An 18,254-nucleotide genomic window follows, 5' to 3' on the forward strand; every position below is an offset into this window, starting at 1 on the left:
CCGTACAACCAATAACACCTCTGCTATCAGTGATTTAGCATCTGGTAGAATAGGACTGGTTCGTCAGGATAGTGGCACAAGCATGATCACCATAGGTGCATCCACAGGTGGAACTATGGTAAATGTTGCAGGAACCAGCGGTAATCGCCAAGTCGTTGGTGTGGCGCTAAGTGGTCAGACCGATGCCGCGGCAACCGTTGGTCAGATTAAAGGGCTTACAAGTGCCTTGGGTGGCAATGCAAGTGTTGCAGCTGATGGTACAGTAACAAACCCAACTTACACAGTTCAAGGTGGCACACAGAACAATGTAGGTGATGCATTAGGTGCGCTGGATGGTGCTATTAATGAAGTAAAAACAGCCAATCAATCTTTAAGTGATGCTGCAGTGCAGTATGATAAAAATATTGATGGTTCGGTTAATAAGGACCAAGTGACTCTAGGTGGCGGTGCAAATGGTACTACTTTAACTAACGTTAAAGACGGTACTCTTGCATCCAATAGTAAAGACGCTGTCAATGGTGGTCAATTATTCACCACAAATCAGCAAGTAAGTACTAATACTTCAGACATTAGCACTTTAAGCACTCAAATAAACAGTGGCTCAGTTGGGCTCGTACAACAAGATAGCAGTACAAAGGCTATTACAGTCGCTGCGAATACTGGTGGTACTTCGATCAATGTGTCTGGAACAGACGGCAACCGTACTATAAGTGGTGTTGAAGCTGGTAGTGTTAATGCTACAAGTAACGATGCTATTAACGGTGGTCAACTATATGCTGCCAACACTAATGTTGCCAATGCATTAGGTGGGGGCTCTAAGGTTGATAGCAGTGGTAATGTCACCGCACCTTCCTATGATGTCGCTGGCGACAGTTACAATAATGTTGGTTCTGCATTGCAAGCGGTAGATACAGCTTCACTGACACGATTTGATGCTTTAAATGGTAAGCTTGACCAAGCGTTTGGCTATACCAATGACCGCATTGACAAAGTTGAAAGAGAAGCTAATGCAGGTATCGCAGCAGCGTTATCTCTTGAGTCAGCACCCTTCGTGCCTGGTAAGTTAACCTACGCAGTAGGCGCAGGTTTCCACGGCGGTGAAAATGCGGTTGGTGCATCATTACGCCGTACTTCTGACAATGGCCGTTGGAGTTTAACTGGCGGGGTTGCTACAGCTTCTGAAGGCGGTGCAAGTGCACGCGTTGGTATCAGTGGTGTTATCAACTAAAAAGTATCATATCGATCAAGAGGTGGTTTGGTGATCAAACTACCTCACTTTATCCATTGGAGAGGTACATTATGAAAATTATTTTTAAGACTTTAGTGCTCTCAAATATCTTAATACTTTCTGCTTGTAGTAACTTGAGCGCATTTGATACTCACAATGCTGATGCTACTGCATTTCCTGTCATGAGCCAAAGTTACTTAAAAAGCTTACCATATTACGATATAAATCAAGTAAAGCTTATTCAGATTGGGCAGCATAAGGATCAAGTTAGGCAAATACTGGGTAATCCGCATTTCCGTACCAATGTTCTTGGACCAAAAATTTGGAATTACAATATTGGCCTACAGCTGGGGGGAAATGTTGCATACAACAACTGTCAATTAAGAGTTAACTTTGATAAAAACAATTACGTGGAATCATTTATGTGGAAAGATAAGCAGTGTGCTGATCAAGTACATGCTGCTTTAATGTGATCGTAACTACAACGCTAAAAATAAAAAGCTTTCATAACTATGAAAGCTTTTTATTTTTAGCGTTGTAGCATAATTAAATTGGACATGCCTTAGTTTATTAGAAAATATCTGCTACTTTTATAAGAGATTTAACTTTTAGCATTCGATAAATGATCTGTTGGGCTTTCTCGATACCCAGATCCATAAATAAAACTGGCAATAAATTTAATCCTAATAGCGCTTTAAATTTTCGATGTATTGGTAGAATACTCAGCTAGGGTTGCATTGATATCATATTGCGCGCTGAAAAATTACTATTTGTTATAGTGATATAATGATAAAAAGGTCTAAGCTGTTTATTAGATGTCAGTGATTAAAAATTCGATTATAGTAGGTATTAGCAACTCAGAAAATTAAAATAATGGGAAGGATGGTCTTATGAAAAATTTAGCGGTGGTAGTAGCAGGACTCAGCTTAAGCGCTTGTGTGACGATTAATGCACCAATGGGCAGCACTGATAATGGTAGCAGTAATGGGAATATCGTCACTCAATACCCTGTTGAGACCGCCCTACTCAATGTCTATACCAAAGAGCGCAGCGAACAACTATATGCCGTAGTGGACAAGCAAAATATCGTCGCCGATATTAAGGTGACACCCAAAGGTACAGTGGCTTTCAACAATAAATCAGTTAAAGCTGCTGAGATAAATACCGTCACTAAACGCTACGATCAAATCACCAATCAATCTATCGCAACCAACTATTTTACGACCAATCCCTTGATGTTCCATGGCTTCACGGATAATAGCGGTAGATACTCACTATCGAACCAAACGACCGTCATCCCCAAGATGGCTTCAGTTGGCGATTCCAGTGCCTTAATCACCGAAAACGTCTACAGCGACAGCAGTATGCGCAAACAAACTGGTACTTATAAACAAAGCTGGTCGCTAACGAGAGAGAGCAATAACCGCGCTTGGCTATGTATAGAGACCTCAGAGAACCTACTCCTCAATTTTGATCCTAATGGCACTTCATCAGAATGTTATAAAATCAATGCTCAAGGCGATATTTTGGCGAGCAAAATCACTATTAGCCAGCCTAGTAAAAATGGCAGTACTGAGGCGGTGACGTTTATCAGTCAGTAGCTCTCTGAATTTTAAAACCTTTAACAGTAAGACTTTCAGTCTATACTTTTAGTACGTTCTTTGGAGTACCTTATGCTTATCAATGCAGATTTTTCACGTCGTGCCGCGCTGACTCCTGAAGACCATCAATGGGTAAAATCGCCACAAAATGGTGTGGAGCGTGTGATGCTTGACCGCGTAGGAGAAGAGAAGGCACGCGCGACCAGTTTGGTTCGTTATGCACCGAGCTCTTATTTTCCGCATCACTTGCATCCGGGTGGCGAAGAGATTTTGGTATTGTCAGGGACTTTTTCTGCTGATGACACACACTATCCGGTAGGCTGGTACTTACGCAATCCACCGGCTTCAGGTCATAGACCTTATAGTGAGGAAGGTGCGGTTATTTTTGTTAAGCTACGTCAAATGTCATCTGACGAGTCCAATCCTGTGGCTATTGATACTCAAGATAGTGCCAATTGGCAGCGACAAGACAATCGTGACGTTTGTCCTCTGTTTTTAGATAGTAACGAGCAAGTGAGCTTGCAGCGTATAAATGCAGACGAGTTGCTGTTTGATACTCCAATAGATGGTGGTGCAGAGCTACTGGTGGTGGCAGGTGAGCTGATAGATGATGACCAAGTCTATCAACGAGGTGGGTGGATACGCTTCCCTATCGGTGAACAGCCGCAAGCCAAAGCAGGGCCAGAGGGTGCTACGGTGTATCTGAAAACTGGACATCTCATTCGCGTCATTGGTTTAGAAATGAATAAAACCTAAAATATAGCCACTGCCAGTACCAGATTTGAATGCTCAACAGACCCTAATGTATTACTGGCGTACCTTGCGTCGTAAAGGCAAAGGCTTTATTGCTAAAGTTGCCTATCATCACCGCCTCAATAACTGGGGTTACGGTATCGTCAATGCCTTCGACCTCAATGATGAAGTTAGCGCCAGAGCCACCTTTGTCCTCTTCTTTTTCGACAATATAATTGAGCGTGCCCATGGCCGGTAGCTCAATAGGTTTATGCAGATACGATTTTAAAAAAGTCCCATGCGTGTCGTAGTAATCGATTTTATTGATATACAATGATTTCTTTAGGGTGGTATTACGAACGCTCAAAGTTGCGGACAGTAAGACTTTACGATTGTCTCTATCAGTATAAATGTCAGAGTAAATCGGTACATAAAAGGTTTGCTGATAGCCAAATTTGCTACGATCAATTTTTGAGGTGATTTCAAGCTGTTTGATGGGGTCTTTCTGCCCTTCTGACAGCATGACGTTCGGGTCTTGAGACGATTGATCACAGCCTGACAGCAGTGCCGTCATGGCAATCAGTAGGACGGATATGTGATACTTATTCATAACTTTCCCTTTTATAATGTCATAGCGTTGCTATTTAAATAATAGGTATGTCGTCGTTGGTGTTCAGACAATACATCCTTTATTTAGATTTAGCCTGCTACTGTATTTTTACCCCAACGCTACGTAAAAACTGATTAATATGCTTGTTCGCGCCATAAATAATCAGAACATCTTTATCCTGTAGCACTTGCTCAGGCTCGGCTAAACCTTCGATACTCGGCTTACGTTGCGTCCGTCCAAAGCTGTCTTCATAATACTCATAGCGCATGGTACTAAGCAATCGAATATTGAATTTTTGCTTGAGCTGTAAGTCGTCAACGGTCTTTCCAATCAATGTATTTGGGATACTAAGCTCAACGATACTAAAATGATCGGTAAGCTCAAACGAATCTACAAAGTAGCGCAGTGACAGCCGTTTGGCCCAGCGGTCGGCGGCTTCTTTTTCAGGCAGAATAAGGTCATCCACGCCAATGGCTTGCAGCACTTTTTGGTGCAATGGGTTGATACTGCGGCTAATCAAGCGCCGTGCTTTTAAGGTCTTAAATAGCGCCGTTGCCATGACGTTCGCGCCTTGATCTTCGCCGATTGCGACCACGACGATATCGGTATCGATAATAGGTAAACCAGTGACGGTATACTCATCGGTGGCATCCATACAGACGGTATGCGAGATGACCTCTTTATAGGCCTCAACTTTTTGCATATTGCTGTCAATAGCAATCACTTCATGACCTTGACTGGTCAGCGCCATACCCAGCGACGAGCCAAAGTTGCCTAACCCTACGATGATATATTTCATATTATCCTTTTGATGCCTTAATAATAGTGCCACGCCTGAGTTAACAGAAACTTAATTAATGGAAATTTAATTAACAGGGACTTAATTAACAGAAACTTAGTTAATAGTAATCTCTTCCGTGGGATAGCGGTAGTTACGCTCGCGCATGTTTTTGAATAAAGCAATAAAGAGCGTCAGCATACCCACTCGACCAACGAACATAATCACCGAAATCACCATCTTGCTAAAATCGGACAGCTCGGTCGTCAAATTCAAACTCAAGCCCACAGTGCTATAAGCAGAAAAACACTCAAAAACCACTTTAATCAAGTCCAGCTCGGGCTGATCGTAGCTGATAAGTGTCACGCCCATACCAATGACCAATAGCGACAGCCACATGATAGAGAACGCGCGACGAACCGATATCTCAGCGATTTCACGTTTGAATACTTCCACTCTGGTCTGTCCACGCGCCAAACTCAATGTATTTAATAGCGCGATGGCAAAGGTACTGGTTTTGATACCTCCGCCCGTCGAGTTCGGTGACGCCCCAATCCACATCAAAAAAATCGTCAACATAATCGTCGGAAATGCTAGGTCGCCCATATCAATACTATTAAACCCAGCCGTTCGCGGAGTGGCAGCAGTGAAGATTCCAGTCACTAATTTGCCATAAAAACTGCCGTGGTCAGCCAGTACACCATTATATTCAAACAGCATAACCCCAATGAGCCCCACTAGCAGCAAAGCACCCGTCGTAATGAGGGTAATACGGCTGTTAATATTGAGTAACCATGGAAGATATGCGTAGCGCTGATTACGACGATATATCAAGCGCTGAGCACGGTAACGCAAATACCGTAGTACATTGACCACGATCACAAAGCCCATACCGCCAAAAATAAAGGTAATACCAATAATCAGCTGTAAAGGATAATTGAAGCGCAGCGCGTCATCATATAAGCCTGCACTAAAGGTAGAAAAGCCTGCATTACAAAAAGCCGAAATCGCATGGAATACAGAAAAAAACAAGCGCTCAGATAAATCCATACCAGGTAAATCATAAATACTGGCGTAAATGAATGCCGCCGCCAATGACTCAACGGCAAAGGTCACATATAAGATAGATTTGAGGGTCGCCACTACATCACCCGTCCCGCGCATATAGGACATCTCACTGATACTTAACTGAGTCTCATAGCTGACACCACCCTTAAAGAAATAGCTAAAATACGTCACAAAGGTCAAAATTCCGAGACCGCCAATTTGGATTAAGCCCATGATAATGACTTGACCAAAGGTTGTGTAATAGGTCGCGGTGTCCACAACAATAAGCCCAGTGACACATACCGCGCTGGTAGCAGTAAATAACGCATCGATAAAAGACAAAGGCTGGGTGGTCGCGTTGGGCATCATTAATAGCAAAGCACCAACCAGCACCACCGACAAAAAGCTTAGGATGAAAAATTGGGCTGGGTTTAGAAAAGTACGATCAAGATTGAAATCGTGATCAGAGATTTCACGAATGAATGTGACCAGCACCGCAATCTTAATCGCCACAAAACCGTCAACGGAAACAGCCAAGCCTGAGCGTATTAAATCCGTGAAATGCGCCACAAGTAAGATGACAATAGCGATACTGGTCAATAAGTCAAAAACGGCCACTTTATTAATCGTTAGCGGTTTTTTGCTATAAATGTAGCGCCCTGTTGTGACGACAAACCCTAAGAAGATAATGACCAAATACAAAATATGAAAAACATGCTGTAGCCAATTCGGTAGCGTAAAACCACTATCGAGGAGAGCCACGGCTACTCCAATGATGCTAATAAAAACAGTAAAATTATTAAGTAATCGATAGCGAATGGCAGCGTGCATAGCCTTAGTCCATGAAAGGAATAACCACGATACTTATACTCCTTTTTTTGACTATTCACTAAGACTGATTTTAAAAAATCTGTAACCAGTTATGAGTTGACTGTTGAAAGCTATGATGAACAAAGAATAGCGTTGTTTTTACACCAGACAGCTCTTTAACTCATCCCAATAAAGGCTGTTGTCATCAACGCTATTGATGACAATCTGATGACAAGTTGGCTACGGTCTAAACGAGTTGCCATGGTAAAGTACGGAGTAATAAATAACGATTGCAGCACCCTGCATAAAGACAATAACTAAGGACGGCGCTATGGTACTGGATATTTTATTGACCATTCATTTCATATTACTAGTGCTGATATCCTTAAGGATACTCTCCCGCCATGATTTGACTTCATCGGCTAGACTGGCGTGGATGGTCGTCCTGTTTATCTTGCCTTATATCGGCGTCGTGGTTTACTGGATGTTTGGTGAGATACATTTAGGCAGTGACTTCAGCCGCAAGCATGAGCAAATTATAGATAAGCTCCATACGCAAAACCCTGAAGTGCTCGGTAGCGACGAGGCATTAACACATGCCATAAAAACTGAGTATCAAGCGGCGTTTGCTTACTCTGCGAACGTCACAGGCTTTCATACCACGGTGGGCAATCATGCGGAACTCATGGCCGATGCGGCTGAAACGCACAAACGAATGATTGCGGATTTTGATGCAGCAACCGATCATATTCATGTGCTGTATTATATTTGGCTGATTGATGGCACAGGTATCGATATTGCCCAAGCCTTGATGCGTGCAGCACGTCGCGGTGTCACTTGTCGAGCGATGGTGGATGGCATGGGCTCACGAAAGATGGTGAGCTCAAAGATATGGCAACAAATGAAAAATGCTGGCGTGCAAGTCAGCGTGGCACTACCGATTAATAATATTATAAAGGTGATGTTATTTAGCCGTATTGATCTGCGTAATCACCGCAAGATTACCGTGATCGATGGCAGCATTGGTTACTCTGGTAGTCAAAACTGCGCGGACCCTGAGTTTCGCGTGAAGCCAAATTTTGCGCCGTGGGTCGATATTATGCTGCGCGTCGAAGGACCTGTCGTGGCACAGAACCAAATGCTTTTTGCCAGTGATTGGCTAATAGAAAACCCTGACACAGCGATTGAGAGCTTTTATTACCCTACCGAGCGACTAGGCTCGCCAACTTCTACAGGCTTTGCCGCACAAGTCTTTGCTGATGGCCCTACCCAACGCTCAGGCGCAACACCGCAATTTTTGGGGGTGCTCATTAGCCAAGCACAGAAAACCCTGACCATCTCAACCCCTTACTTTGTCCCAGATTATTCCCTAATCAATGTGTTATGCGCCACCGCCTATCGCGGCGTAGAGGTCACGATGATCTTTCCCAAACACAACGACTCGTTGGTGGTCGCCGCGACCAGCCGCAGTTATTATTGGCAATTGCTAGAAGCGGGGGTAAAAATCTATGAGTACAAACCAGGATTGCTACATGCTAAGACCTTGACCGTCGATGGCCAGATCAGCTTAATTGGATCGACCAATTTAGATTTGCGTAGCTTTGATTTGAATTACGAAAACAATATCGTCTTTAGCGATACCGCATTAACCGCCGATATTATTGAACGCCAGTATCAGTATATCGCTGATTCAGAAGAAGTCAGCCGTCAACAAGTTGCAGACTGGTCATTGCCATACAGAATTTGGAACAATATTGTCGCGACGATGGGGCCTATTTTATAAATAACGGCTGGGTGCTAGGGCGTGTCTTCGTTATTTATCAGCGCTTTTTTGCAAAATATACACCACAAATTTTGCTTCCGTGCTAAATGCTTGTTGCTCAACGCCTGCCAGTAATGTCTGTCTTTTTTCGCTACGGGCGCGGTAGGCATAAGGTGTCATGGTCAGCAAGTCAGCTAAGTCAGTCGCTGACAATGTCATCTCGGTACTGACTCGATGCGTCTCTATCAACGTAAAGTATGGTGCCAACTCCTGCAAAAACTTATCAGAATCATGCTCGCGCACGCTATCAAATAGTGCATCACGCATCGTTGTTAAATGTCCGACATCAGGCTTGGCAATAATTAGGTAGCCCTTATCAACCAATACCTTGGCAAAAGCCTCAGGCAAAATAGGGCTAAAGATACTGCTGATACCCGTGACGCTATGAGCACGCAGAGGCAAATTTGCCGCACTGGTGACCAACGGGTAAATAACCGTCGTATTTTCAGCCTTGTCTTTATGTTGTTGATACCACAGCTGACCGGCTGCTTTGCTCACTTTAGCCAACTCAACCAACGCGGGCTTGCTGATATCAGCCGCTATCAAGGTAGTGATAATATCTGAGCCCATCTGTGCCATCGCCTGCGTGTAATAACCTTCCCCGCAACCGATGTCTAACCAGTTGACTGGGTTTTTATCAGGCTTAGCTGTTGGCACAGAGATGCTTGCATCTTGCCCTAATAACTGCCCCATTTTCTGACAAACCAATCTTTGTAACGGCGCATAATGCCCAGCTACCAAAAACCGCTTTCGCGCTTCGATAGATTGCTGGCTGTCGCCTGGTGTTTTGGATTTTTTTTGCTGTACGGGCAGCAGATTGACATAGCCTTGACGCGCCACATCAAATGGATGCGCAGTTTGCTTAGGGTTTAAACTGCCATCGCAGCGCCACGTATCGGCGGCTGGTTGCAGAGGTGACTGGCAAAGGGGACAAACAAATAAGGACACAAGCATCTCTAGGTCATAGCAATATGGCTAGCATTTTAACAAAAATTGCGTGGGTTGATGAATAAAAGAAGCCATCAATACAGAATTTAAGAAAACAAAAAGCCACCTCAGTGATCGCTGAGATGGCTTTTTTCATCACATAAATACTTATTTACTACAGCACCTAGGTTAATACTATTTTAATGCGGCTTAGCGCAGCTTCAACGTCATCAAACCAAGTATGACCAGTAAAATGGCAATAATCCAAAATCTGGCAACCACTTGCGTTTCTTTCCAGCCAATTTCTTCAAAGTGATGATGTAGCGGTGCCATACGAAAGACGCGTTTTTTGCGCAGTTTATAGGAGCCAACTTGCAGCATAACCGATAGCGCTTCGGCGACGAATAAACCACCCATAATAGCAAAAGCGATCTCTTGACGGGTCATGACGGCAATCGTACCGAGCATCGCACCGAGGGCAAGCGCGCCCACATCGCCCATAAAGACTTGCGCGGGATGCGCGTTAAACCACAAGAAGCCAAGGCCGGCACCGATCATCGAGCCACAGACAATAATTACTTCAGAGTTATAAGCAATATAAGGCACATGCAAATAATCGGCAAAGCGTACGTCACCCGAGACGTAGGCCATCGCGCCCAAACCAGCCGCGACTAAAACGACGGGCAAAATTGCCAAGCCATCTAAGCCATCGGTCAAGTTGACAGCATTGGAAGAACCGTTAATCACAAAGTAAGTAAAGATAATAAAACCAATGCCGAAAGGCACGGCTGAGAACGGAATCATCCAGTCTTTAAAAATGGGTATTAATAAATCTTGCATCTCGCGGGTGGTAGCCATATCCGGTTGCAACGTGGCGATATAATACAACGAGATACCGACGAATAACGCCCCCATAGACAGCCAAAAGTATTTTTTGCGAGCAATCAAACCTTTGGGATTTTTATATTTAATTTTGAGCCAATCATCCGCCCAACCGACCGCGCCAAATATGATCATTACGATCAGCAAAATCCAGACATAAGGATTGTTGAGGCGTGCCCAGAGTAAGGTCGACACCCCGATGGCGCTCAAAATCAACACCCCGCCCATGGTCGGCGTACCAGTCTTAGCCAAATGCGACTGCGGGCCATCATTACGAATGGCCTGACCGTACTTTAGTGATCGCAAATGCCGAATAACCGGTCCGCCAAAGAACATACTAAATGCGAGTGCCGTAACCACCGCAAGTAGCGCTCGTAGCGTCAACGAAGAAACCGCAGAAAACGGTGAGTAATACTGGCCAAGCCAGCCAAACAACCAAACTAACACCGCCTACTCCTCTACTAGCGCATGAATAAGTGTTTCCATCTGCATGGAACGAGAGCCTTTGAACAACACCGTACAAGGCTGAGCTTGTTGCGCTTGCAAGTAAGACTGTAAATACTGCAGTAAACTATCTTTATCAGCGAACGCATGCGCGCTAATCTCAGAAATCTCTTGTGCCCCAGCCACGGTGTAAGGCGCGTACTCGCCAACACACAGAAGTACATTAATACCCGTGGTTGCGATGGTACGACCCAAGCTTTGGTGTTCGCTCACCGCAGCATCGCCAAGCTCACCAATATCTCCTAACACCATCACCTGTGTACCGGTTTGCGCCGCCAATACTTTGGCAGCCGCGCGTACCGAATGTGGGTTGGCATTGTAAGTATCATCAATCAGGCGATGCATACCGAGTAGCTGACTGTTCAAGCGCCCTTTAGCGGGACGTGCGTTCTCAAGCCCGATCACAATATCATTCACGTCGATATTCAGGGCATGAGCACACGCCGCCGCCGCCAACGCATTATTCACATTATGCTCACCTGCTAGTGGCAAGCTAATATCATGGACTTGGTTGCCAATATGCAGCTTAAATTCACTGCGTTCAGGCTCGACATCTAAGTGACTGGCGCTGACATCGGTATTACCAAAGCCGATGACATGCGAGGTATGTTTTTCAGCAATACGGCGTAATTGATTGGTGAAATCATCTTTATCGGGAACAATCGCAAATTGCGCGTCATTCAAAGTATGATAAATCTCTGCTTTGGTCTGGCAAATCCCTTCACGGCTGCCAAACTCACCCAAATGGGCGGTGCCGATGTTCAAGATACAAGCCACGTCCGGACGGACAATTTCAGTAGTATAAGCAATTTCACCAATATGATTGGCACCCAACTCTAAGATGGCATAGCGATGGTGATCGGATAATTCGAGCAGCATCATCGGCACGCCTAAGTCGTTATTTAGATTGCCACGGGTAATCAAAGTTGGCGCCAATCTGCCGAAGATACTTCCGAGCATCTCTTTACAAGTGGTCTTACCGCTGGAGCCGGTAATGGCAATCACGGTCAAATCTTGATGCTGCTGACGACGATAGGCGGCTAATTGCCCTAGCGCTAAGCGAGTATCCTTGACAACTAACTGCGGAATATTGGTAGAGATGGGTCGCGAAACGATAGCGGCTACCGCACCTTGTGAGGCAGCCGTATTGATATAATCGTGACCATCAAAATTATCACCCGTTAAGGCTAAAAATATATCACCAGTTTTTATCGTGCGCGTGTCAGTGGCAATACGGTTGCTAGTAATGCCGTTACTTATCTCTGCTTGTTCTTCATTTAACTGTCCTGCATCTAACTGCCAGTGACCATCAATAGCGGTGGTGGCTGCTAGCAAGTTATCTGCTTGCCAGACATACAGCCCTTGCGACTGTATGGTGTTATCGTTGTCGGCTGTCATAGTAGTGATTACCTTATATGATGATTACGTATTTCTTATAACTACATGTTAAAACTTATAAATATTATTAAAAATTATTGATGCTAAACATTTAGACAGCACTTTTTTATACGCGCCCAGCGTGCTCTAGAGCATTCTGTAAAATAACACTGTCGTCAAAATCATAACGAACGTTATTGATTTCTTGATAAGTCTCATGACCCTTGCCAGCGATGACCACAATATCATCGGCAGCCGCTTGATTGACGGCATATTCAATCGCTTTTTGGCGCGCTGGTTCGATATGGGTACGCTGATATTGCTCCGCGCTCATGCCTGCTTGCATATCTTGCAAGATCACTTGTGGGTCTTCGGTGCGTGGGTTATCTGCCGTTAAAATCACTTGATCCGCACCTGCCAGCCCTGCTTGCGCCATCAATGGGCGCTTGCCTGCATCACGGTCACCACCGCAGCCAAACACTGCCCATAGCTGACCTTTGCAATGGGTTTTTAGACTGGCTAATACCTGACTTAAGGCGTCAGGCGTATGCGCATAATCAACGATAAAGCAGCCATCATTAGAGGGCACACGTTGCATACGGCCAACAGCACCTTGTAGCTGTGGCACGACTGGCGCAATACGCTCAATACCTACATTTGACTTAGCACCAATCGCCACCGCTGCTGCCATAGCGGCAAGCAAATTCGCCACGTTAAAACGTCCAAGTAATGGACTAACGATATCTAAATTATTAATTTTCCCATCGCCGAAATCTGTATGCAGGCTAATCTCGACACCTTGTAAGCTGGGCTTGATTTTAGCGGCGACAAAAGTAGCCGTTTTTGAAGCATCCAAACTATAGGTCCAAACCGTCAATTCGCTGGCATGAGCAGTATCCAACATAACCTGCGCATGCTCATCATCGATATTGATAATAGCGTGGGTCAAATCCGGAAAATGGGCTTTATCAAACAATCTGGCTTTGGCCGATGCGTACTCTGCCATATCAGCATGATAATCTAAATGATCGCGGCTTAGGTTGGTATAAATCGCCACCGACACAGGCATACCCTGCAAGCGTTGCTGATCTAAACCATGTGAGCTGGCTTCCAATGCCAATAGCTCGGCGTTTTCTGACCCCATTTGATATAAGAACTGCTGGACGGCTAGCGCATCGCCAGTGGTATGGCTGGCTTGCACCAAGGCACCCAGTCTACCGTTACCCGCCGTCCCCATAACCGCACTGCTCATACCAGTTAACTGGGTTAATTGCGCCACCAATTGACTGATGGTGGTTTTGCCATTAGTACCTGTCACCGCCACCACTGCTGGTAGTGTCACTGGCTGCTGATACTGCAAATGAGATTGGATTAAATCACCCAAAAAATCACGGATGTTGGGCACATATAAAACAGGGCAAGGCAAGGAGTCTAATTGCTGCTGCGCTACAGATTGTGAGTCATCCGTGCTTAGAGCAATATTGGCATGTGGTGGCACATTAGCCGTGGCAAGCAAAGCAATCGGATCGATTTCTGATAGGATAAAAGCCGCGTTTTTAGCGGCTTGATAAAGGTAATCACGACTTTTTTGGCAGTTTGGTGTATGGCTCTTTAGTAGTACAAACACGTCGTTTGGCGCTACCTGACGGCTGTCCAAACGAAACCGCTGAAACGGTACGTTGGCAACTGTATTTAGTTGAGCAGCAGCTGCCTGATTTGTTGATGTTTGAGTGGCTAGTACTTGAGCTGATGCTGCTATCATCGCCGATAATGCCTGCGCTAGGCGATGGTCATTACGGTTGCTAGCATCCATAAGCTGTTGCAAGTTAACCGTAGCACTGGTTGGCGATGAAGTGAGCATAGTCATTGGCAAATCCTAAACAGTTAAAACAAATCAGATCATTAGTAGCTGGATACTCAAAAATTCATATCCATGCCTATTGGGCTTCAGTTTTTAAGGGCTTATCTAATGGCACATTATAGAGGCGTAGTGCTTCTTTCATGACGTTATGGAATACGGGGGCTGCGGTCAGACCAGCATAATGAAGCCCTCGAGGGTCTTCTACTAAGATGACACCGACCAGTCTTGGGTTTGATGCTGGCGCCATGCCAGCAAAAACGTTGCGATATTGGTCAGTATAATAACCGCCTTTTGGGTTGATACGGCGCGACGTACCGGTTTTACCCGCTACTCGATAACCGTCAATCGCCGCTGCTTTGGCGGTACCACCTTCTTCGGTAACGCTCTCTAACATCTGTACAATCGACATGGCTTGTTCGTGCGCCATGATGCGTTTGCTTGGCTGCACTTTGTCACTCTTAACCAAGGTTAAAGGATGCATGACCCCGCCTGCCGCTAATGCCGAATAAGCCTGCGCCACCTGCGCTACAGTCGCCTCCATACCATAACCATAACTGATCGTTGCACGACGTGAGGTTTCTTTTTCTTCCGGTGTAACCACAAGCCCACTGCCTTCCGCTGGGAACTTTAACGGTGTCTTTGAACCAAAGCCAAATTGCTTTTGCATATTGGTAATAGCATCAGCGGGCAAAGATAAGGCAATCTTGGTCGAGGCCACGTTACTTGATTTTTGTAGGAGTGTGGCAAGATTGATGGTGCCCAAATTATTATGGTCACGAATGGTATAACCACGCACACGAATTGAACCTGGATTGGTATCAATTAGAGTAGTCGATGTGTATTTGCCCGAATCTAGCGCGGCAGCAACGGTAAATGGCTTCATGACTGAACCCGGTTCAAATACATCAAGGAGCGCACGGTTACGCTGGTTTTCACCAGTCATCTCATTTAGATTATTTGAGTTAAATGATGGCCATGTCGACAATGCCAATACTTCACCAGTCTGTACATCAACCACCATGCCAGTTGACCAGCGGGCTTGTTGCAAGCGCCCTACTTTCTCTAGCTCTTTATAGAGCAAATACTGTAAACGTGAATCAATCGTTAACGCCACGTCTTTGCCAGGTATTTCTGGCTCAACCTGTTTGATTTCTTTTAGGCTGTTTTGTTTAGCGTCTTTAAGTACCAACACCTTACCATCATCACCCGCCAGATCTTCTTCAAATTGGCGCTCGATACCAGCGCGTCCCTCATAGCCACCTTCAGGATCGTTGGCATTTTGCCCCATAAAACCCAACAGCTGCGAGTTCGGTTGGGGCTGCGGATAATAACGCTGAAAGAAGTTTTTTTCGTACACACCAGGGAAATCAAGCGAGCTGACGCCTTGAGCTATCTCAGGCGTCACTTTATTCAGTAGTGGCAAATAATGCGAGCCTGCGCCCGACGGTAGTGCTGCTTTTACCGCTGCCTCATCGGTGACATCAATACTATCGTCGACAGCAGTGACCTTTTTTAATTCACTGACCGGAATATTTGCTGCCGCTGCCAGTCGAGTCAGATCCATATTATCCAGTCGCTTTTGCATGCGTGCTTGTAGCTGTGGACTATTAGGATTGGTGATTTTAATGCGTTTGAGCTCGTAGTATTCACGCGAATAATCATGCGGACTAAAGGAGACAGTCGCAAGCGGCGCACTAACAGCTAAGGGTAGATTATTGCGATCGGTAATCATACCGCGGTAGGACTTTTGCGTCCGTACGCTGGTGATGAGCTCGTTACCTTTATCTTGATAAAATTGCGCGTTGGCCACTTGGATATAATAGGCACGTCCTATCAGTAGCGCCAGTACGACAAGCGCCATGCCCCAAACAGTACGGAATCGGTTTTTATCGTACTCAAAGCCGCCACGAGATGATGCACCAGTGGCCTTATTAAAAACCATTTTTTTACGGTTTTTGACACTGGTATACGCGCCTTGATCCTCATTTTTTTTGAGGCGACCAAAGAGTTTGGCTTTGCGATTGTCTGAGGACTTGCTGTCAGTTTGTCCTGATTTGGCCGCACTAGCAGGACGCAAAGGCTTGGTCACTTTACCGCTGGCAGGTTTTTTACTGGTATTTTTTGCGGTTGTTTTACCGCGATTGGTATTTGGCTTTTTATCACTCATTGTCCTGCCTCCGCAAGGTTGGCGTCGGTCACAGGAGCATCGGTCATAGGAGCGTCCGTTTCGATTACGTCTGAATCATTGACTCTAATCATCTCTGCGCTAGACGGCTGGGCTGGTGCCAATGCAACGGCAGCACCCGGCTGAATGATGAGCTTATCTGTGAGGGCTGGTGAAAACATGCCAAGCTCAGCAACAGCACGACTGGCTATTTGCGGGGTCGCACTAAAGGTTTGCTGTTCAATTAAGAGGCGCTGATGTTCAATTTTCAGCTTACGTTCTTGTTTTTTCATGTCTTGCAAGGTTCTATAATCCTGATGATATTGCTGCACTTCCTCAGCGGTTTTGATACCGCTCCAGACGATAGCCGCCGCCAATAGCAATAATACGGCGACATAAATACTGACCACATTAAAGCGGCGCACGAATAGCTCGCCAACGTCAGTGGTATTGGCTGTAGCGGCGCGACGGTTTGCTGGTTTGTCAGATATTGCCATGACGATCTCAAAAAAGTAAACTTCAAATATAAAAGAGCAGCAACTGTCTGCAGGTAATAAAAATCTCATCCCTGCTCAGTACCATCAAGAAAAATACAACCAAACATGCTGTGCAATGATAGCCATAAAAACCTGCCATGATTGACGTTTATTCTAAAACCAACTGTCATCTATGCTAAGAACTAATCGTCATCGCCAAATTAGCTCATATATAAACAAAAAAGTAACTGCTGAGCCTAGCAGATAATATTTACAGCTTTTTAACAGTTGCGTAAATATTAAGACATTTAGTCACATTCACTCACCAGAATACTAGGGTATGCCATCGACAGGTTTCATTGCTTTAGCGTTTGCTGATAATCGGTATCCGTACGTGTCGCTAATCGCAACCATGCACTGCGCGAGCGCGGATTATGACTGACCTCAGCTTTACTAGGGCCAACACGTTTGGGCTTGCTAAAATACCGTGGACGATTTGGCGGCATTGGCAGATTTTCGTCTTCTGGATATTGCCCTTTGCTATGACGCTGTAAAAACTGCTTAATACGACGATCTTCTAACGAATGAAAGCTGATGACTGCCAACTGACCGCCTGACTTTAATATAGGAATACTTTGTTCTAAAAAGTCATCGACATCGCCTAGCTCATTGTTAATAAAAATACGCATGGCTTGAAAGCTTTGCGTCGCTGGATGCTTGCCGCGCTGCCAATTTGGATGCGCCACTTTTATTACTTCTGCCAGCTCAAGCGTGGACTTGTAACTTTCCATCTGCTTAATCGCACGGGCGATACGGCGGCTGTGACGCTCTTCACCAAACTCATAAAGCACATTGGCTAGCGTTTCGTCATCGACTTTTTCAAGCCACTGAGCAACCGACTGACCACGACTGGTGTCCATACGCATATCAACCGCACCATCACGCATGAAGCTAAAGCCCCGACTGCCATCATCAATCTGCGGTGATGAAATGCCCAAATCCGCCATCAAGCCGTCAACTTGCACGATACCCATGGCTGCCAAGCTATCCGTCAACGTCGCAAAGCTGTCATGAACCACTTTCACACGGCTATCAGTACTTGCCAGCTCTTGAGCCACGCTAATGGCTGTCGGGTCTTTATCAAAGACAATCAGCTGTGCATCATCGGCCAGCTGACTTAATAGTAGCCTGCTATGTCCACCGCGCCCAAAGGTTGCATCAACGTAGATGCCACTTATGTTAAGGCTGTTTTGATCGACATTGCTTTGGTTAATACTGCTTTGAGCATCATTACCTGTTTGTTGTGGCAAGGATTTGACACCCAATACTGCCGCGACGGTTTCTGGTAGCAGCACGGCATCATGAACGAAACTTAATTCGTCAGAGTTGGTATCGTCAGCAGTTTCAGGATGATTTACGTTAGATAGTGGCTTAT

The 18,254-nt window shown here is 45.3% G+C and carries 15 protein-coding genes; 5 read left to right on the forward strand and 10 right to left on the reverse strand.

Annotated elements, in window-relative coordinates; translation table 11 throughout:
- From ACTQ9T_RS14075 to ACTQ9T_RS14090, 4 genes are all read left to right on the forward strand, one after another.
- Positions 1-1,228: YadA-like family protein (locus ACTQ9T_RS14075; RefSeq protein ID WP_440465438.1), on the forward strand; the 1,228-nt coding region annotated here is incomplete at its 5' end.
- A 71-nt stretch (positions 1,229-1,299) separates the two neighbouring features.
- Positions 1,300-1,701, forward strand: a complete 402-nt coding sequence (locus tag ACTQ9T_RS14080) for an outer membrane protein assembly factor BamE (protein WP_440465439.1) — start codon at positions 1,300-1,302, stop codon at positions 1,699-1,701.
- 417 nt (positions 1,702-2,118) lie between these two features.
- On the forward strand, positions 2,119-2,829 hold the full coding sequence (locus ACTQ9T_RS14085; RefSeq protein ID WP_440465440.1) for a hypothetical protein: 711 nt from the start codon (positions 2,119-2,121) through the stop codon (positions 2,827-2,829).
- Positions 2,830-2,901: 72 nt separating this feature from the next.
- Positions 2,902-3,585, forward strand: a complete 684-nt coding sequence (locus ACTQ9T_RS14090) for a cupin domain-containing protein (protein WP_440465441.1) — start codon at positions 2,902-2,904, stop codon at positions 3,583-3,585.
- A 43-nt stretch (positions 3,586-3,628) separates the two neighbouring features.
- Here the strand turns inward: ACTQ9T_RS14090 and ACTQ9T_RS14095 are convergent, their stop codons facing one another.
- The 3 genes from ACTQ9T_RS14095 to ACTQ9T_RS14105 form a co-directional block, all read right to left on the reverse strand.
- The gene (locus ACTQ9T_RS14095; protein ID WP_194620946.1) at positions 3,629-4,171 is read right to left on the reverse strand and encodes a DUF3124 domain-containing protein; all 543 of its coding nucleotides are present in this window, start codon (positions 4,169-4,171) and stop codon (positions 3,629-3,631) included.
- 97 nt (positions 4,172-4,268) lie between these two features.
- Complete coding sequence (locus ACTQ9T_RS14100) at positions 4,269-4,970, reverse strand: potassium channel family protein (RefSeq protein ID WP_189585879.1); 702 nt, start codon at positions 4,968-4,970, stop codon at positions 4,269-4,271.
- Between the two features lie 96 nt (positions 4,971-5,066).
- On the reverse strand, positions 5,067-6,827 hold the full coding sequence (locus tag ACTQ9T_RS14105) for a TrkH family potassium uptake protein (protein WP_210541251.1): 1,761 nt from the start codon (positions 6,825-6,827) through the stop codon (positions 5,067-5,069).
- 310 nt (positions 6,828-7,137) lie between these two features.
- Between ACTQ9T_RS14105 and cls the strand changes: the two genes are divergently transcribed.
- Positions 7,138-8,589, forward strand: a complete 1,452-nt coding sequence (gene cls, locus ACTQ9T_RS14110; RefSeq protein WP_440465442.1) for a cardiolipin synthase — start codon at positions 7,138-7,140, stop codon at positions 8,587-8,589.
- A gap of 30 nt (positions 8,590-8,619) precedes the next feature.
- Here cls and ACTQ9T_RS14115 read toward each other — a convergent pair whose 3' ends face one another.
- The 7 genes from ACTQ9T_RS14115 to rsmH form a co-directional block, all read right to left on the reverse strand.
- On the reverse strand, positions 8,620-9,582 hold the full coding sequence (locus tag ACTQ9T_RS14115; protein ID WP_440465443.1) for a putative RNA methyltransferase: 963 nt from the start codon (positions 9,580-9,582) through the stop codon (positions 8,620-8,622).
- Between the two features lie 183 nt (positions 9,583-9,765).
- Positions 9,766-10,884 carry a phospho-N-acetylmuramoyl-pentapeptide-transferase gene (gene mraY / locus ACTQ9T_RS14120; protein WP_010198007.1) on the reverse strand — a complete coding sequence of 373 codons (1,119 nt, stop codon included), beginning with the start codon at positions 10,882-10,884 and terminating at the stop codon, positions 9,766-9,768.
- 3 nt (positions 10,885-10,887) lie between these two features.
- A complete protein-coding gene (locus ACTQ9T_RS14125; protein ID WP_440465444.1) occupies positions 10,888-12,339 on the reverse strand; it encodes a UDP-N-acetylmuramoyl-tripeptide--D-alanyl-D-alanine ligase in 1,452 nt (483 codons plus the stop codon).
- A gap of 106 nt (positions 12,340-12,445) precedes the next feature.
- On the reverse strand, positions 12,446-14,185 hold the full coding sequence (locus ACTQ9T_RS14130; protein ID WP_440465445.1) for a UDP-N-acetylmuramoyl-L-alanyl-D-glutamate--2,6-diaminopimelate ligase: 1,740 nt from the start codon (positions 14,183-14,185) through the stop codon (positions 12,446-12,448).
- A 70-nt stretch (positions 14,186-14,255) separates the two neighbouring features.
- On the reverse strand, positions 14,256-16,346 hold the full coding sequence (locus ACTQ9T_RS14135; protein ID WP_240216726.1) for a peptidoglycan D,D-transpeptidase FtsI family protein: 2,091 nt from the start codon (positions 16,344-16,346) through the stop codon (positions 14,256-14,258).
- Positions 16,343-16,840 (reverse strand): cell division protein FtsL, encoded by a 498-nt coding sequence (locus ACTQ9T_RS14140; RefSeq protein ID WP_413191275.1) that lies wholly within the window; start codon positions 16,838-16,840, stop codon positions 16,343-16,345. The genes ACTQ9T_RS14135 and ACTQ9T_RS14140 overlap by 4 nt, the downstream gene beginning before the upstream one ends.
- 335 nt (positions 16,841-17,175) lie before the next feature.
- Positions 17,176-18,174, reverse strand: a complete 999-nt coding sequence (rsmH, locus tag ACTQ9T_RS14145; protein WP_440465474.1) for a 16S rRNA (cytosine(1402)-N(4))-methyltransferase RsmH — start codon at positions 18,172-18,174, stop codon at positions 17,176-17,178.
- Positions 18,175-18,254: the final 80 nt, after the last annotated feature.

This window comes from Psychrobacter sp. ASPA161_6 (assembly GCF_051970285.1).
GTDB classification, from domain to species: Bacteria; Pseudomonadota; Gammaproteobacteria; order Pseudomonadales; family Moraxellaceae; genus Psychrobacter; species Psychrobacter glaciei.

What these genes read in the sequence shown, in the direction of transcription:
- ACTQ9T_RS14080 (WP_440465439.1), top strand. Translation starts at nt 1,300, where the DNA reads ATGAAAATTATTTTTAAGACTTTAGTGCTCTCAAATATCTTAATACTT.
- ACTQ9T_RS14085 (WP_440465440.1), top strand. Translation starts at nt 2,119, where the DNA reads ATGAAAAATTTAGCGGTGGTAGTAGCAGGACTCAGCTTAAGCGCTTGT.
- ACTQ9T_RS14090 (WP_440465441.1), top strand. Translation starts at nt 2,902, where the DNA reads ATGCTTATCAATGCAGATTTTTCACGTCGTGCCGCGCTGACTCCTGAA.
- ACTQ9T_RS14095 (WP_194620946.1), bottom strand. Translation starts at nt 4,171, where the DNA reads ATGAATAAGTATCACATATCCGTCCTACTGATTGCCATGACGGCACTG.
- ACTQ9T_RS14100 (WP_189585879.1), bottom strand. Translation starts at nt 4,970, where the DNA reads ATGAAATATATCATCGTAGGGTTAGGCAACTTTGGCTCGTCGCTGGGT.
- ACTQ9T_RS14105 (WP_210541251.1), bottom strand. Translation starts at nt 6,827, where the DNA reads ATGCACGCTGCCATTCGCTATCGATTACTTAATAATTTTACTGTTTTT.
- cls (WP_440465442.1), top strand. Translation starts at nt 7,138, where the DNA reads ATGGTACTGGATATTTTATTGACCATTCATTTCATATTACTAGTGCTG.
- ACTQ9T_RS14115 (WP_440465443.1), bottom strand. Translation starts at nt 9,582, where the DNA reads ATGCTTGTGTCCTTATTTGTTTGTCCCCTTTGCCAGTCACCTCTGCAA.
- ACTQ9T_RS14125 (WP_440465444.1), bottom strand. Translation starts at nt 12,339, where the DNA reads ATGACAGCCGACAACGATAACACCATACAGTCGCAAGGGCTGTATGTC.
- ACTQ9T_RS14130 (WP_440465445.1), bottom strand. Translation starts at nt 14,185, where the DNA reads ATGACTATGCTCACTTCATCGCCAACCAGTGCTACGGTTAACTTGCAA.
- ACTQ9T_RS14135 (WP_240216726.1), bottom strand. Translation starts at nt 16,346, where the DNA reads ATGAGTGATAAAAAGCCAAATACCAATCGCGGTAAAACAACCGCAAAA.
- ACTQ9T_RS14140 (WP_413191275.1), bottom strand. Translation starts at nt 16,840, where the DNA reads ATGGCAATATCTGACAAACCAGCAAACCGTCGCGCCGCTACAGCCAAT.